This window comes from Streptococcus sp. 27098_8_186 (assembly GCF_041432055.1).
Taxonomy (GTDB): domain Bacteria; phylum Bacillota; class Bacilli; order Lactobacillales; family Streptococcaceae; genus Streptococcus; species Streptococcus dentalis.
This window is the reverse complement of the sequence record NZ_JAPVYV010000007.1, coordinates 78,270-94,471: the sequence shown is the minus strand read 5'-3', so window position 1 is coordinate 94,471 and position 16,202 is coordinate 78,270. Positions and strand designations below refer to the sequence as shown.

The window sequence follows — 16,202 nt, the reverse complement described above, 5'->3', positions numbered from 1 at the left end:
TCCTTTTTCTGCGTTTACTAGATAAAGTACGCGAGCAAAAAAATTATCACTACATATTGTGAATTTCCACACAACCTATCTTTTTTCATTATAAACAATTTGCTTTGATATCACAAGCAAATTAATTCTTTTTTGTCTTTTCAGTTCATTTTATTGATACAAATAAAAAATAGCAGTCTGTATAAATCAGACTGCTTATTTTTTTGCTTATAAGGGAACTCCGAATACCTCTAGGGAGTTGAGTTCAGAAGGATGGAGTCTCCGCCATTCTCCCAATTGAAGAGTTGGATCTAGCGTTAGAGGTCCCATAGAAATCCGCTCTAAATCCACCACTTCCTTGCCACAGGCAGCGATCATGCGCTTGACCTGATGGAATTTTCCTTCTGCGATTTCAATTTCGACATAGGAGCTAGCGTTTGCCTCATTTACCTCTAAGATCTGCAATCTCGCAGGCAAAGTCGTGAAGTCTTTGAGGGCAATGCCTGCTTCAAACCGGGCCACATCTGCCTCATCCATGATCCCAGCCACCTGGGCACGATAGATCTTCGACACATGCTTCTTCGGCGAAAGCATGGCATGAGCGAGCTTCCCATTATTGGTCAAAAGCAGCAAGCCATGGGTATCGATATCCAGGCGTCCGACAGGAAAGACTTCCTTGTGACGGGCGGTCTCATCCAATAGATCTAGTACGGTTTGGTGATGGTCATCTTCAGTCGCTGAGATAACCCCAGCTGGTTTATTAAGCAGATAATACACAAAGGTTTCATGGACCAGGTTTTCTCCCATAAAGGTCACCTGATCCTTGTCTGGATCAATCTGTAGCTTCCCTGCTGTCACTTTTTTTCCATTCACTACGATTTTCTTTTGCTTGAGAAGCTGCTTGACCTCGGTCCTACTCCCCACGCCACAATCCACTAAAAATTTATCTAGACGCATGATTACTTCCCGCTCTTTCGCACAATCCAAAGGCCAAAAAAGGAAATCAGGATCATGAGGATACCAGAAAATCCAAAAATGAAGGCTGGAGCAGATGAGATCATCCCTAATAGACTAAGGACAAAGGTCGTTGCGATCGAACCTGTACTACATCCCAAAACCGCCATGGACGTTGCCTGGCTCAAGACCCCTGCTGGCATCTTATCTGATAAGACATTGTAAACCGTTGTCAAGGCTACACTGTAGGCGAAGCCAGAAGCGATGGTTACAAGGGCAAGAATCAACAGATTTGGAGAGACGCCGATCAACAGTTGGCCCATACCAAAAGCTACACCCGAAACCAATAATAAACGATCGCGGAAGAGCTGGGTCAAGGGCGAGAAGGCCAAACCTGCCAAGATCCCAACAAATTGCATGGCTGCTAAAATAATCCCAGCAGTTTGGGCAGTACCATGCCCTACTTGCTCGACCACACTTGGAATCCGAACGGTGATCATGACATTGGACAAGACGATCGCTGCCGCAACAACTGCTAAGCCGAGCGCTGTCCGCCATTGTCCCCCCGTCATCTTCAAATCCTTGTGTTTTTCCTCCACTGCTTCCGTTGTAGATCCATATGGCACAAATAAGAGATACAAAAGTAAGATTGGAATACTGATACCGTAGACGAGAAAGGCAGCCTGCCAGCCAAAGCGAATCAAGAGACTCACTCCAAAGGTCAAAACAGCTGTCCCAACAACCTCTGCAGAACCCCGAATGCCAAGGGTTTGGACACGTTCTTTTCCTTTATAGCGCTCACTGATAATGGCAATGGCAGAAACATTGAGCAAGCCAACCGCCATCCCGAAAATAATCCGAGACAAAAAGACAACTGGATAGGCTGGACTGATTAAGGGAATAAAGCCACATAGAGCGTAAGCGACTAGGCCTGTCACAATCATCTGACGCTCTGAAAATAGGCGCCCAATCCATTTATTGAAGATGAGTGAAACCATGATCCCTGCAGAAGGAAGCGAGACCAAGAGCTCAATCATGCTGTGAGGAATTCCCTTATAATAGGCAAACATGGCCGACTGCGCACTCGAAATCGAAAACGAGGTCGTCAAAATAAATGAAAGCGCGAGAATACTCACTTTCTCCATGATTCTTTTCATTATTTTTTCCTTTAAACTATTCTTTTTTTCACACTCCTCCTATGATAACACGAGCTAGTGACAGGACGCAATAGATTGAATTAAAAAAACGAAATGATTTTTTAATTCATTTCGTTCGTGCTAGTAATTGTGAGGCGAAGACTCCTGTTAGGAGCATCAAAGCACCAATCAAGACAAAGAGCAGATGATTGGAAGGAGCTAGTGGCGTCACCAACTGGATGAAGAAAGAAGAGAGGGCTGATCCGAGATTGCAGCCAATCAAGACAAGCGAGGTCGCAAGATTCAGGAGATTAGTCGGAATTTTTTCAGATAAGTGATAGAAGATACTGGTTACTCCTGTACTGTAGGTAAATCCGGCCAAGAGGGTTCCTAGAACCAGGCTCCACAGCTGTCCAGACAAGCCAATCAAGGCTAACGCTAGACTGAAACCAAAGCACATGATCATGAGCAAGTTCTTTTTGAAAACATGTGTCAAACTAGCAAATCCCACTCCCGCTACAATCCCTGTCAATTGCATAAGACTTAGGACTGTTCCAGCTGTTGTCGCCGTTCCCATACGAGCGTCAACAATGATATCCGGCACGCGCAGGCTAATGATGGAATTGAAACAAATGATGATACCAGCAATCACGGCTAGCATCAGACTAAAACGCCATTGAGGGGCGCGAAGGCGTGCGGAACCTTTCTTTTTCTCTTTCAAGCTAGCCTGTTTTTTCTCCTTAGGATAGGGGACAAAAAGGATATAGAGGAGTAAAATCAAGTAACCACCTCCATATACGGCAAAGATCGCTGGCCAGCCTAGGGGTAAGAGTTGTCCAACAATAAAGGTCAAGATGGCAGATCCCACCACTTCAGCAGACCCCCGATAGCCCAGCATCCGGGTCTTGTCATTGCCTGAGTAGCGCTCACTGATAATTGAAATAGCCTTGGCATTGATCATTCCTGTCCCCAAACCAAAGAGAAAACGACTCAGAAAGATGAGAGGATAGTCCTGCACGACCAAAGGCAAAAGCCCGCTAGTTGAAAAGAGCAAGAGCCCTGCGACAATCATCTGGCGCTCACTCATCCACCGCTCGATCAGGCTATTTAAAAAGAGCATGGCCACTACCGCAAAGGCCGGCAGGGAAACCAAGAGTTCCACCTGGCCTGCTGAATATCCTAAGTGGCTAAAATAGGCCTTCATAGCTGGCAAACCGGCTGTAATTGAAAAGGATGAAATCAGCATAAGCGACAAGCTCAAGAGACTGATTCTTTCCATTGTTTTTTTCATTTTTTTATTTCCTACACTTTACTGGTAACATTTGACTTTACTAGTTTTTTTAGAAAAGATTCAAACTAGAATTTTCAATAGAATCCTAGTATAATCAATTTAGAAAGAGAAAAATAGGACATTTGTCCTATTTTAGGAGGTTGAGATGAAAAAAATTTCCCCATCTACAAGACTCAAGGAAATCATCACAGACTACCAATTGGATCAGATATTTCCAGGCGACTGTCTTAGTCAGCTGGACCTCGTTCTCTATCAGGCTGGAGAGTATATCTGCCGCCAAGGATCTGAACAAGATGTCATTCCTTATTTTCTCAAGGGCCGGCTCAAGATTATCCACAGTCTTGAGAATGGCAGCGACACCATCCTTGAAATCCAAGAAAAACCTGGACTCTTAGGAGAGATTGAGCTCCTGCTCGATCGGGTCTGTATCACATCGGTCATTGCAGACCAAGACTCGCTAGTCGTTCAGCTCCCAGCCCAGCACTTTAAGAAGCGCCTCCTACTTGATCCAACCTTTTTGCGCTCTACGGCCAAGACCTTAGCTGAGAAATTGCACCAGATCAACTATTTAGCTCCTGCTAACTTTCATTATTCGGTCAAGGAACGCCTCGCTACGCATTTTCTGGAACATTGCGATGAAAATGGGACCCTCAAGCCCAAGATGAATCAGCTGGCTCTGCGTTTTGGGATCAGCTACCGCCACCTTAGCCGCGTCATCAAGCAGATGATCGAAGAGGGCTTAGTCCAAAGAGAAGGACGGATCTATACGATTTTAGATGCAAAAAGGATGAATGATTTGTCCATTAAACATGCGGAAACCGTCGACAGATAACTTTAATTTTAGGCTCTTTTGTGTTATCATGGAGGGTAGAAAGAAAGTGAGAGTAAAACGATGAAAGCAATTGAAAAAGTTACAAGAGCGTCCCATTTGATTGATATGGATGACATTATCCGCGAAGGAAATCCAACACTTCGAGCTGTTGCAGAAGACGTGACCTTCCCTTTGTCTGATCAGGAAATTATCCTGGGTGAAAAAATGATGCAATTCTTGCACCATTCTCAAGACCCTGTTATGGCTGAAAAACTTGGCCTCCGTGGAGGAGTGGGACTCGCTGCCCCTCAGCTGGATATCTCTAAACGAATCATCGCTGTTTTGGTTCCCAATCCAGAAGATGCCGATGGCAACCCACCAAAAGAAGCCTATAGCCTTCAAGAAGTCATGTACAATCCAAAGGTTGTCGCCCATTCTGTGCAAGACGCGGCTCTTGGCGACGGGGAAGGCTGTCTCTCTGTAGACCGCAACGTCCCAGGCTATGTGGTTCGCCATGCCCGCGTGACTGTTGAGTATTTCACAAAAGATGGGGAAAAGAAACGCATCAAACTCAAAGGCTACAACTCCATCGTCGTTCAACATGAAATCGACCACACCAACGGCATCATGTTCTATGACCGCATCAACCCAAACAACCCATTTGAAATCAAAGAAGGACTTTTGATATTAGAATAGCGTAACTGACAAAAAAGTAAGGTAGTAGTGATGATTCACTACTACCTTACTTTTTTTACGAGACTACGTCTACCGATTTCTGTCTCTCGGCGCAGTGGTTGATTGGAACTACTCCTTCCTACGGTACTCGTACTTCCTAATCAACTGTGCGGGGGCAGGACTACGAAATCGAGACTGCGTCTACCGATTTCTGTCCTGCTCCCTATATTGCCCAATCTCCGTTACGGAAGACCGGGACGCGGGTGCCGTCTTCTCGGATGCCGTCGATATCCATTTGGCTTGAACCGATCATGAAGTCGACGTGGACGTCTGAGCGGTTAAGGCCGGCTGCTTCGAGTTCTTCTTCTGTGAACTCTGCACCACCTTCTACGCTGGTTGCATAGGCTGCTCCGATGGCCAAGTGGTTAGAGGCATTTTCATCAAAGAGAGTGTTAAAGAAGGTAATGCCTGATTGGGAAATTGGGCTTGGGTCTGGGACGAGGGCACATTCACCCAAGGCACGCGCTCCCTTGTTTTTGAAGACCAAATCTTTCATGACTTGATCGCCTTTTTCAGCTGTGATATCCACAATTTCTCCATTTTCAAAGGTCACTTTGATGCCTTCGATGATGTTCCCATTGTAGCTAAGCGGTTTTGTAGACGTTACATATCCTTCTGCACGACGGAAGTCAGGAGCTGTGAAGACCTCTTCTGTCGGCATGTTTGGCAAGAAGCCTTCGCCCTGGGCATTGATAGCCCCCGCAGATTCCCAGACGTGGTTCTTCGGCAAGCCAAGAGTCAAATCTGTTCCTGGTGCTGTGTAGTGAAGGGCTGAGAATTGTTCCTTATTAAGTGTATCTGCCTTGCTCTTGAGAATAGCTGCATGCTCTTCCCAAGCCTTAACTGGATCTTCCTCGTACACCCGGCAGGTCTTGAAGATTTGATCCCACAGGAGATCCACTGCTTCTTCATCACTAGCCGCATTTGGAAAGACCTTTTTCGCCCATTCTAAACCCGCTGCAGCAGCAACGGTCCAGCTGACCTTGTTAGATTGAGTAGCGATGCGCATTGGTTTCATGGCCATGCCCAAAGCCTTAGCAGAAGCAGAAAGCTTCTCTGCCTCGACACCGTTTAAAACACCTGGATCAGATGAACGCACACCTAAGCGACTAGCCTTGTGTTCCAAGAGGTAGTTCATCTCTGCAATCTTGTAGTCAGGCACATTGTCCAAGCGATCCATCGGTGCATGGAGGAATTTTTCACGGGTAGTAAAATCATCTGCCCATTGGACAATCACTTCATGTGCCCCCAAGGCATAGGCTTCCTTCACAATCAAGTGGGCCAATTCTCTTTGCTCCACATCGATGTTCAAAGCCAAGGTATGGCCAGGTTGCACGTTGATACCGTTCGCCACTAACAATTTAGCGTATTTTTCGAGATTTTCTTTAAAATTTGGTAAAACCATTGCATTCTCCTTCATAAGTGAATAATCTTCTCCTAGTATACCATAAGTCCATGTAGAATTCTTTTTGAACGTAAACAACCTTTTTTAATATAAAATAGGTTAAGTGATTCTGAAAAGAAATAAAAATGAGTTCTTTTTAGAACGAATCAAGAAATACCGAAACTTTCTGCTGTGAGAAAAGTGCCTGAAACTTAATAGTTTCAGGCACTCGGAATTATTGAGAGTAAAACAGTTTGGGAAACTGTTTTAGCCTGAGCCAAGAAATTAAAGAGCAAAGGGGCTCAATACGAATTGAACACGGGCTGCGGATTGTGTCAAAAAGATAAGTTTTCCTAGAATCGAAAGATTCTGCGTCAAACTTCCTATTTTGACTTTATCCGCAGACGCCCTTTGTATCTTGATTTAGTCATGGAACTTCGTAGAAGTTCGCTGACGTCCGTACTCACCTAAGGAAAGTTTCTAAGAAGACTTTGTCTTCAACTTAAGGAAGAACATAGCCTTGATCATCCACGGTATGAGGTTGTTCAGAACTTCTATTCTCTCTCAAGGCTTCCAAATCTTGATCCAAAATGGAATTGTAGTCTGTACTACCTTCACGGGTTACCCGAGTTGATACTTGGCGCAAGAGTTTTTCATTGAGATTGCGAACCCAGCGACCATTACTATGGTCATTGGCACGCATATAATTTCCTTTCACAATCTCTCCGTAAAGGTCTTCATTGACTTGGTAACCTTGCTTACGCAATCCTAACAGACCGATCTCCACGATCTCATCTGGGCTGTAGTCTTCAAAATCAAATGTAGTTGGGATCCGGCTTTGCAGACCTGAATTGACCTGCAAGAAGTCGTGCATCTCTTTCGTGTAACCGGCAAAGATAATGACGATATCGCGACGGTGGTCCTCCATAAATTTGAGGACTTCATCCAAGGCTTCCTTCCCAAAATCATCATTTAAACCGGTATAGAGCGTGTAGGCCTCATCGATAAAGAGGACTCCACCCAGTGCACTTTCTAGGACTTCGCGCGTCTTCAAGGCTGTTTGACCTTGGTAGCCTCCAACCAGATTGCTCCGCGAAACTTCGATGAATTTCTTCTGCTTGATAACCCCCTTTTGGAAGAGGATATTGCCCAAAATGCGGGCCACGGTGGTCTTCCCTGTACCAGGATTTCCAAGAAAGAGAGAGTGCAAGGTCGTGTCTTCGACGATACCACCTTGTTCAGCCCGTTTTTGATTGAACTCAGCCATGGCCACGAATTGTTCGACTTGCTCTTTCACCTTAGCAATTCCAACCAAACGGTTGAGGGCAGCCATCCCATCTTCTTCCTTGTCGGCTCCTGCTTGATACTTACCTTGGTTAAGGACAGCATCGATGTCGCTATTGAGGATGGTCTCAATATCGTCAGAACCTTGGGCCACCACCCGATCTGCCATGGTCTTGGTCAATTGCTCATCCAGGTTACGGATCCAGCGACCATTGCTCTTATCTAGCGAGCCATCATAAGCCCGCTTAACATGCCGCGCATAGTAATCCCGGTCTTCGAGTTTGTAGTCCCCTTTGCTTAGGATCATTTCACCTAGTTGGACAATCTCATCTCCTGTGAAATCTTCAAAGATGAAATTATTTGGTACCCGAGAACGAAGGCCTGGATTGGTCTTTAAGAACTCTTCCATTTCCTTGGTATAGCCGGCAAAGATAATCATGATGTCGTCACGATTGTCCTCCATAAATTTGAGGATGGTATTGATCGCCTCGATCCCAAAGTCCGCACCGCTGTCCTTTTTATCCAAGCTATAGGCTTCATCAATAAAGAGGATGCCTCCTCGCGCTTTTTCAAGCAGGGCTTGGGTCTGTTCAGCCGTTCCTCCAATATTCGAAGAGATCAGATCGGACTCCGTTGCTTCCACGAAACGGAATTCCTCCCCTGAGAGAACACCTGCATCAAAAAGCACTTGTCCCAATAGACGTGCCACAGTGGTTTTCCCTGTACCAGGATTTCCCATAAAGGCAGCGTGAAGGGTTTGTTTTTCAGGAGCCTTGCCACTGGCGATTCGTTTCTTGTTAAATTCCACCATGTTGATCATTTTCTTGATCTCATGTTTGACTTTTTCAAGACCAATCAGGCTATTGAGTTCTTGAAGAGCATCTTGTTTCTTCTCTGGTCCAGAGTCTCTTGCGGTAGTTGGAGCCACCGTTGCATCCGTCGTCTGTCCCGTAGGAACGACTTGCGCATTGCCCTTCGCCACTTCTCTACCAACAAGATAGTCACAGTCATCCTCGATTTCCTTTGTCAGATCACGCGCATCGCCCTGCCTATAGGTCACGGTGCCCACCTTCGCAAAGGCTCCACCTTGAAGCCGTATATTAGGATCCGCAATCTTATGACAAATCATATGCTCAGCCATCAGCACACCATCATCAAAAACGCCAAATGAAATGGTTTGGGCATTCTCATTCAAGAAGGTCGTTTCCCCAGTCAGGGAAGCAAAGGACTCTTCATAGACGCATAAAAACTCTGTAAATGTAGCTTGGTGAGCTCGGATCATACTATTAAATGAATTGATGGAGGTCATACGATCCGAATCCGAATTGAATTGAACATTGTTGTCAAGACAGACTCCAGTTCCAGTAGGCAACTCAATTTTACAGTTTTCAGACTCCCAGATGACATTCCTCAACCAAACTGGTGGAAAGTCCTTTTCCAGATCACCGCCTGTAATCGTTGAATTTTTTGCGATCACTTCTGAGTCCTTGGCATGGATCGTATTATTCCCAAATTTTTCAATATGGACATTTTCTAAGGTCAATTTAGAGCCTTCTGACAGATCTATCTTAGAAAAGATCGTTGAATTTTGAATGGACAATTCTGATGCTGACATTCCGATGACACTTTGGTGTTTTTCCGGAACCTTCATCCCAACTCCATCCAATGTCATTTTCGAATGCGTATCCATATAGATAAAAAATTCACTATTTGTCGGAGTGGTGATTTCAAAATAGACCTGTTTACAGGTGATAGCTGACTCATTCCATAAGGTCAAGGCAGTATAGTTCCCACCAACTTTAAACCACAGATCTTCAAATGTCACCTGAGCTCCCTCTACAAATCGGAAAGAAGCCTCAATCGTGTTGTTAAACATGCGCCCATTACCATTTGGATTTGGAACCACATGCCCCACAAAATGAAGGCTCTTGTTGATCACAATCACCTCATCTGTCGGCCATTGAAACACATATCCATTTTCAAACTCGATGGTATCTCCATCCTGCGCTTTTTCAACCGCATCCATAAAGTTCCAACTATTGTTGTAAGGCCCTACTAAATATCTTGCCACGCTCTTCTCCTTTGTTTCATCTATTCTATTTCCTTGTCACAAACAATCGTTACTAAAAATTGTAACACAATCCAGTGCCAAAGAAAACACTTATCAGATCTGAAAGGACTGAAAAACCTCTATTTTCAAAAGAAAAATAGAGGCTGTCAGTTAATCTTTCAAGGCTGAAAATAAGCCGGCTAAAGCAATTGCTCCTGAGAGCAGGGCGGTGGAAAGGAGCAGCACATTGTCTGCCACCTCTAGCTTGTACTCAAAGACTTTTTCAGCTGGTTTGTCTTCTGCAAAAATTTCTAACTTCATGTTCTCCTCCTTTGTTTCTAGAACAAATCACTGTGACTTCCCGTCCTCAGCAAATTTAAAATCAATTCGTCCTTATCTACTTTGTAAACCAAAAGCCAATCCGGCTGGATATGACACTCCCGAACACCTTGGAAATGCTTGGAATTGGTCAATTGATGGTCACGATATCTGACAGGAAGTTCTTTTTCTTGAACCAGAAAATTCAAGACTTCTTCTAACAAGTCTGCCTTCAAACCTCGCTTCATTGCTAACTTAAAATCTTTTTTAAACTATTTATGATAACGAATCTTAAGCACGCAAGTCCTCCATCAAGTCTGAGACTGATTCAAAGGGTTGACTCATATTCCGATTTTGCTCTACATCCGTTACTACTTGAAGCAACTTCCCATGATCGTCTAATCGAACATCAAAAGGTAAGCCCTGATATTGAATAGCCTGACGAAGAAAAATGTTGATAGCTGTTGTCATATCCATTCCCAAATGATTGAACACCAGTTGGGCCTGCTCCTTAACCTCGCTATCCAAACGGATACTCATGCTCGTCTTTGACATCTTCTCACCTTCTTTCTAGCTTTTATTGTAACAAAAAAGAAGGCTGTTGTAAATCCATTGGTTATACAATAGCCTTCTAATTGGTATTCATTTTTCATTAGATGAAACTGGATCAACTTTTATGAATGGATTCTCTCCATCAAAACAAATCATCAAAGAGGCTCAACTGGTTATCCTCTGGCATATTGCCAAGAATGCCCATCTCATCCATCTTTTCAACCAGGGTGGACGAAACACCGCCACGCTTCCGGAGCTCGGTCTTAGAGAGGAATTCTCCTTCTTCACGCGCCCGCACGATCTGCTTGGCAACGTTCTCTCCCAGACCATCCATAGCGACAAATGGTGGAATCAGGGTATCCCCATCGATCAAGAATTCTGTCGCCTGACTGCGATAAAGGTCTAGCTTGCCAAACTTGAAGCCCCGCTCCCACATCTCATTGACAATCTCAAGGGTGGTGTAGAGATCGATCTCTACGTTGGAAGCTTCATTGTTCTTGCGTTTCTCAGCGATTTCCTTCATCCGCGCTTTCACGGCTTCAAGGCCGGCTCCCATGGTCTTGATGTCAAAGGCCTTGGCCCGAATCGAGAAGTAAGCACAGTAGTAATAAAGTGGATGATGCACCTTAAAGTAGGCCACACGAAGGGCCATCATAACATAGGCCGCCGCATGGGCTTTAGGGAACATGTACTTGATCTTCCCACAGGACTCGATGTACCATTCAGGGACATTGTTTTCCTTCATGGCTTGGATGTAGCCATTGCGCTCTTCTTCTGAGATCTTGAGCCACATGCCTTTCCGCACGCGCTCCATGATGGTAAAGGCCATTTTAGGCTTGAGCCCCGCGTGCATGAGGTACACCATGATGTCGTCCCGACACCCGATAACGGTCGATAGATCGGCAATGCCCGCCTTGATCAAGTCTTGGGCATTTCCCAACCACACGTCGGTACCGTGAGACAGACCAGAGAGCTGAAGTAACTCTGCGAAGGTCGTCGGATGGGTCTCTTCGACCATGCCCCGGACAAAGTTAGTCCCAAACTCTGGAATCCCCAACATCCCTGTCGGCGTTCCGATCTGCTCGGCTGTTACCCCTAGCACTTCTGTCCCAGAAAAGAGGGCCATGACCCCTGGATCATCCATAGGGATATCATTTGGATCAATGCCTGACAAGTCCTGAAGTTTCCGAATCATGGTCGGATCATCATGACCAAGGACATCGAGCTTGAGGACGTTCTCATCGATATCGTGGAAGTTAAAGTGGGTGGTCTGCCATTCAGCTGTCACATCATCTGCTGGATACTGGACTGGAGTAAAGTCATAAACATCCATATAGTTTGGAATAACAACGATTCCCCCTGGGTGCTGACCGGTCGTCCGTTTGACCCCAGCTGCACCGAGAGCCAAGCGCTCGACCTCGGCATCTCGGTAGTACTTGCCATAGTCCCGCTCATAACCCTTGACAAAGCCGTAGGCAGTCTTAGCTGCGACCGTACCTACCGTTCCTGCCCGGAAGGCATATTCTTCCCCAAAGATATCCCGAACATCCAAGTGGGCACTCGGCTGGTCTTCCCCAGAGAAGTTCAAATCGATATCGGGTACCTTGTCCCCATCGAAACCAAGGAAGGTTTCAAAAGGAATATCCTGCCCGTTTTTGCTGAGCTTGTGGCCACAGTTTGGACAATCCTTGTCCGGCATATCAAAACCAGATCCATAAGAACCGTCTGTGATGAATTCACTATACTGGCACTGGCTGCAAACATAGTGAGGCGAAAGCGGATTGACCTCCGTGATCCCAATCATGGTCGCGACAAAGCTGGATCCAACGGATCCACGCGAACCAACCAGATAGCCCCGCTCATTGGAACGGTGCACCAGCATCTGTGAAGCCAGATAAATCACGGCAAAGCCATTCCCCAAGATGGAAGTCAATTCCTTTTCAATTCGCAGATCGACAATATCAGGGAGCGGATTACCATAGATTTCAAAGGCTCGCTTATAGGTCAATTCCGCAACTGTTTCTTCGGCCTTGTCGATAAATGGCGTATAGAGATCGCCCTTGACCACTTCGACCGGCTCAAAGGTCTCTGCAAGCGCATTGGTGTTTTCAATAACAATCTTGCGCGCCAAGTCTTCTCCCAGAAAGGCAAATTCATCTAGCATTTCATTGGTAGTTCTGAAATGCGCTTTTGGAAGTGGCGCTGGCTGGGCATCTTCTCCGTGCCCAATGGTCCGGTTGATCATAGCCCCTTGACCGAGACTACGGACAATGATCTCCCGATAAATCTCATCTTCCGGCTCCAGATAGTGGACATTCCCTGTCGCGAGAACAGGCTTGCCGAGACGATCCCCCACTTCGATCAAGCTCTTGATAATGGTCTGGAGCTCCTCCATGTCCTTGACCTGCTCCTTGGCAATGAGGGGTGCATAGATAGCCGGTGGCATAACCTCGATAAAGTCGTAGTACTTGGCTACTTCGACTGCCGCATCCACACCTTGCGACATGACCGCATCAAAGACTTCCCCTTCTGAGCAGGCCGATCCGAGGATCAAGCCCTCACGGTGGGCGTCCAGCACGGTTTTGGGAATCCGTGGGACTCCTTCGAAATACTTGGTCCCAGAAAGTGAGACTAGTTTAAACATATTCTTAAGGCCGGTCTGATTCTTGACATAGAGGGTCGCATGCTTGACCCGCGCCTTCTTGTAGGAATTCTCATCGATCAAATCGATATTCAGGTCCTTGAGATTGGTCACCCCATGCTTTTCAGCGACATCTTTGATGAAGATAAAGAGCAGGCGCCCCGTCGCTTCCGCATCGTAGTTGGCCATGTGGTGATGCTCCAAGCCTACCCCAAAGCGCTTGGTCAATGGCCCCAAGCCATGCCGTTTAAAATCTGGATAGAGGTTGCGGGCAAATTCCAGGGTATCGATGACTGGCTGGGTGATCTTGGGAAGGCCATGACGCTCGTAGTTGGCATTCATGAAGCCCACGTCAAAGGTAGCATTGTGGGCGACAAGAACGGTCCCCTCACAGAAGGCCTGAAACTCCTTCAAGACCTGTACCAAAGGCTTAGCCCCCCGGACATGCTCATTGGTGATCCCTGTCAATTGGGTCGTAAAGGAGGACAGAGGATGGCCCGGATCGATAAACTCATCAAACTCCTCAATGACATTGCCCTTGTACATCTTAGAAGCAGCGACCTGAATCAAGTCATTGTAGATGGCTGAAAGTCCCGTCGTTTCCACGTCAAAGACCACATAAGTCGCTTCATTGAGGTCCAGATCTACCTCGTTATAGGTGATGGGCACCTTATCCTCTACGATATTGGCTTCCATCCCATAGATCAGCTGGATCCCAGCCTTCTTGGCTGCTTTAAAGCCATGTGGGAAACTCTGCACATTGCCATGGTCGGTGATGGCCACCGCCTTATGCCCCCACTCAGCTGCCTTGGCAATCAGCTCTTCGACTTCCGGCAGAGCATCCATAGTCGACATATTGGTATGCGCGTGGAACTCCACCCGGCGCTCACCTTCTGGCATCAGGTCCTTGCGGGCGTAGTGCACGACTTCCTGGATGTCTTGGACATTCATGGTTAAGTCGCGCGTGAAATTGTTCATTTCGATATTTCCCCGCACCCGTAGCCAGCTGTTCTTCTTGATCATGTCAAACTTCTGGGCTTCTTCCTCATTTTTAACCCATTTCTGAAGGGAAAAACTCGAGGTATAGTCGGTCATCTTAAAGCTGATCAAGACCCGACCAGTCCGCGTCACCTTGTGCTCCACGTCAAAGACCACACCCTCAAAGACAATCCGATTCTCTTCTGTCGTAATCTCGATCATCGGAGTGATCTCGGCCTTGTCTAGCTTGGGCTTAGCCACAGCCTTCTTAGCCTTGAAGTCAAAGACTGGATTTTCTTCAACAGCTGTTGGCGGAGCCATCTGAACCAAGGATTCCATAGCCCGCAAGGTCTCTTCATTGGCTGCTTGGAAAATCTTTTCATTTTCCTCCTCAAAGCGCGCCACTTCTTGCTCTGTCAATTCCTCATCAGACTCCACCCGACAGGTGAAATGCGGAAAACCAAAGGCTTCCAACTGTTTGGCAAGATTGGGCAAATGGTTCTTACGAAAATGCTCCGTATCAACCGAAGAAGGACCAGAGATGATCAATTCCTGTCCTTCTGCTCGCACCTGCAAGTCTTGGTAAAGTCCCTTAAAGCCTTGACTAGCACAAGGTCCTTCCTCAAAGACCTCCCGGTAGTAGGCCCGCAATAAATCAGCAGAAAAATCCTGATTGGCCACTTGGATGGTAAAGGTCGCCTGGTTTCCTGTCTTTGAAAATTCGTCCTTCAAGCGCTGGCGCAATTCCTTAAACAAAGTAATGGGCAAGATTTCCGCAAAATCAAAGCGGAACTCCCAGACCCGACTGACCTTGTGCACCACGACTTCTTGAATCTCCGCATGCAAAAAGGCACTGGAAGATCGCATTTCCAGCGGCATATCCAGCTGATCCATTAAAATTTCAAAGGTGTTGGACATTGTTTCTCCCTTGATATTGATTCTTTTGCTCGCTTTTGAGTGGCCCGCTTCTAAGCAAAAACAGACCAGTCAAAAACATTCGTAACCTTTATTTTATCACAATTTAAGGATTAATTCGAGAGAGAAGTGAAGACAAAAAAATCACCGGACTAGCGGTGATTTCTCGATGATTGGCCAACAGCAGGCAATCCTGATCATTGTCCCGTCGTATCCGTCACTGAGCTTGAACGCGGTGTCCAAAGTAGATCCTTCATCTGTAACTAGACGGTTTCTCTCAAGCTTTGTTCTTGCTTTTGGATATCCTCCATGACAGGCCACAACTTCTGCCGGATTTCCACTTTCTCCTCTTGTTCTTTTTGCCGCTTGGAGGGTTGGGCGGTACATGGCAAAGAAAGGCCCGATGACCACGATCAAGTAGGGAATATAGCGCGATTGTTTCAGGAGCATAATGATCAATAACACAAGACCGATCACCTTAATCCCCACATTAAAAACAAAACGCATTTAAAATTCTTATTTACTTGTAAATATGTTTCTTTAGATATCGGCTACACCTATTTCATTAAAACATCTGTGATACTTAGACTCATCTTCGTTTCATCAGCCATTGTTTCTACGATCGAGCTCTGTTCACTCGTCAAAGGGAGCAGTAAAAGTGTCGCTGATTGTGTCGGTAACTTAGGGTTATTAGATAGACTATACTGGACCACTTGATCTTGATAAATAGAGTGGCCATCATAACTCCAACTAATTTTAAAGGTGGCATCACGATCAAGATTCGTTGTAGTTTTGTTGACCAACATAAAAACTGCATATTCCTGTTGTTTAAAAGTATAGGTACCACCTGTAAAATACACAGTAATCTCTCCTTGAGCGCCGATTTCCGGATGTTCCGTAACTAACTTCTTCCCCAGTTCAATCAAGTCCGATGTCTTTCCTTCATTCTGAGGTGCGACTACAAATTTCAAGCCCTTCTCCTCTTTAGCAGATGAGGAAGCTTTTGTACTTTGCTCCGCTTTGTTTTCTGTTGATTCCTTGGCTTCTTTTTTAGGCTGAGCACAGGCTGTTAAAACAAGCACACTCCCCAGCAATACCATGCTTTTTTTCATGTATTTTTCCCTCCTTTTATAATCGAGTAGTTTCAAAATTTATTCCTTACTATCATACCGGA

The 16,202-nt window shown here is 45.8% G+C and carries 12 protein-coding genes and 1 pseudogene; 2 read left to right on the top strand and 11 right to left on the bottom strand.

The genetic code is table 11. The features are described 5' to 3' along the window. Positions 1-207: 207 nt before the first annotated feature. The 3 genes from O3602_RS07535 to O3602_RS07525 form a co-directional block, all read right to left on the bottom strand. Positions 208-936 carry a pseudouridine synthase gene (locus O3602_RS07535; protein ID WP_371611450.1) on the bottom strand — a complete coding sequence of 243 codons (729 nt, stop codon included), beginning with the start codon at positions 934-936 and terminating at the stop codon, positions 208-210. A gap of 2 nt (positions 937-938) precedes the next feature. Continuing rightward, positions 939-2,090, bottom strand: a complete 1,152-nt coding sequence (locus O3602_RS07530; protein WP_003013735.1) for an MFS transporter — start codon at positions 2,088-2,090, stop codon at positions 939-941. Positions 2,091-2,196: 106 nt separating this feature from the next. Further along, positions 2,197-3,360, bottom strand: a complete 1,164-nt coding sequence (locus tag O3602_RS07525) for an MFS transporter (protein WP_151379138.1) — start codon at positions 3,358-3,360, stop codon at positions 2,197-2,199. A 145-nt stretch (positions 3,361-3,505) separates the two neighbouring features. Between O3602_RS07525 and O3602_RS07520 the strand changes: the two genes are divergently transcribed. Both O3602_RS07520 and def read left to right on the top strand, forming a co-directional pair. Beyond that, a complete protein-coding gene (locus O3602_RS07520; protein WP_151379137.1) occupies positions 3,506-4,192 on the top strand; it encodes a cyclic nucleotide-binding domain-containing protein in 687 nt (228 codons plus the stop codon). Positions 4,193-4,252: 60 nt separating this feature from the next. Then, a complete protein-coding gene (gene def / locus O3602_RS07515; protein ID WP_003004253.1) occupies positions 4,253-4,867 on the top strand; it encodes a peptide deformylase in 615 nt (204 codons plus the stop codon). Positions 4,868-5,069: 202 nt separating this feature from the next. On the opposite strand, the gene O3602_RS07510 is transcribed toward def, so the two are convergent. From O3602_RS07510 to O3602_RS07475, 8 genes and pseudogenes are all read right to left on the bottom strand, one after another. Continuing rightward, positions 5,070-6,311 (bottom strand): aminopeptidase, encoded by a 1,242-nt coding sequence (locus O3602_RS07510; RefSeq protein WP_024056306.1) that lies wholly within the window; start codon positions 6,309-6,311, stop codon positions 5,070-5,072. Positions 6,312-6,792: 481 nt separating this feature from the next. Beyond that, positions 6,793-9,645 (bottom strand): AAA family ATPase, encoded by a 2,853-nt coding sequence (locus tag O3602_RS07505; protein ID WP_042759858.1) that lies wholly within the window; start codon positions 9,643-9,645, stop codon positions 6,793-6,795. Positions 9,646-9,795: 150 nt separating this feature from the next. Continuing rightward, positions 9,796-9,945 (bottom strand): hypothetical protein, encoded by a 150-nt coding sequence (locus O3602_RS07500; protein ID WP_003013786.1) that lies wholly within the window; start codon positions 9,943-9,945, stop codon positions 9,796-9,798. Between the two features lie 17 nt (positions 9,946-9,962). Further along, positions 9,963-10,241 (bottom strand): annotated as a pseudogene (locus O3602_RS07495) (type II toxin-antitoxin system YafQ family toxin). Then, on the bottom strand, positions 10,234-10,497 hold the full coding sequence (locus O3602_RS07490; protein WP_009732165.1) for a type II toxin-antitoxin system RelB/DinJ family antitoxin: 264 nt from the start codon (positions 10,495-10,497) through the stop codon (positions 10,234-10,236). Before O3602_RS07490 ends, O3602_RS07495 begins: the two are co-directional and overlap by 8 nt. A gap of 139 nt (positions 10,498-10,636) precedes the next feature. Beyond that, the gene (locus O3602_RS07485; protein ID WP_371611449.1) at positions 10,637-15,031 is read right to left on the bottom strand and encodes a PolC-type DNA polymerase III; all 4,395 of its coding nucleotides are present in this window, start codon (positions 15,029-15,031) and stop codon (positions 10,637-10,639) included. 141 nt (positions 15,032-15,172) lie between these two features. Next, entirely contained in the window at positions 15,173-15,535 is a 363-nt protein-coding gene (locus O3602_RS07480; RefSeq protein WP_371611448.1) for a hypothetical protein, read from the bottom strand. A gap of 50 nt (positions 15,536-15,585) precedes the next feature. Next, positions 15,586-16,140, bottom strand: coding sequence for a hypothetical protein (locus tag O3602_RS07475; RefSeq protein WP_371611447.1), 555 nt, complete (start codon positions 16,138-16,140; stop codon positions 15,586-15,588). Positions 16,141-16,202: the final 62 nt, after the last annotated feature.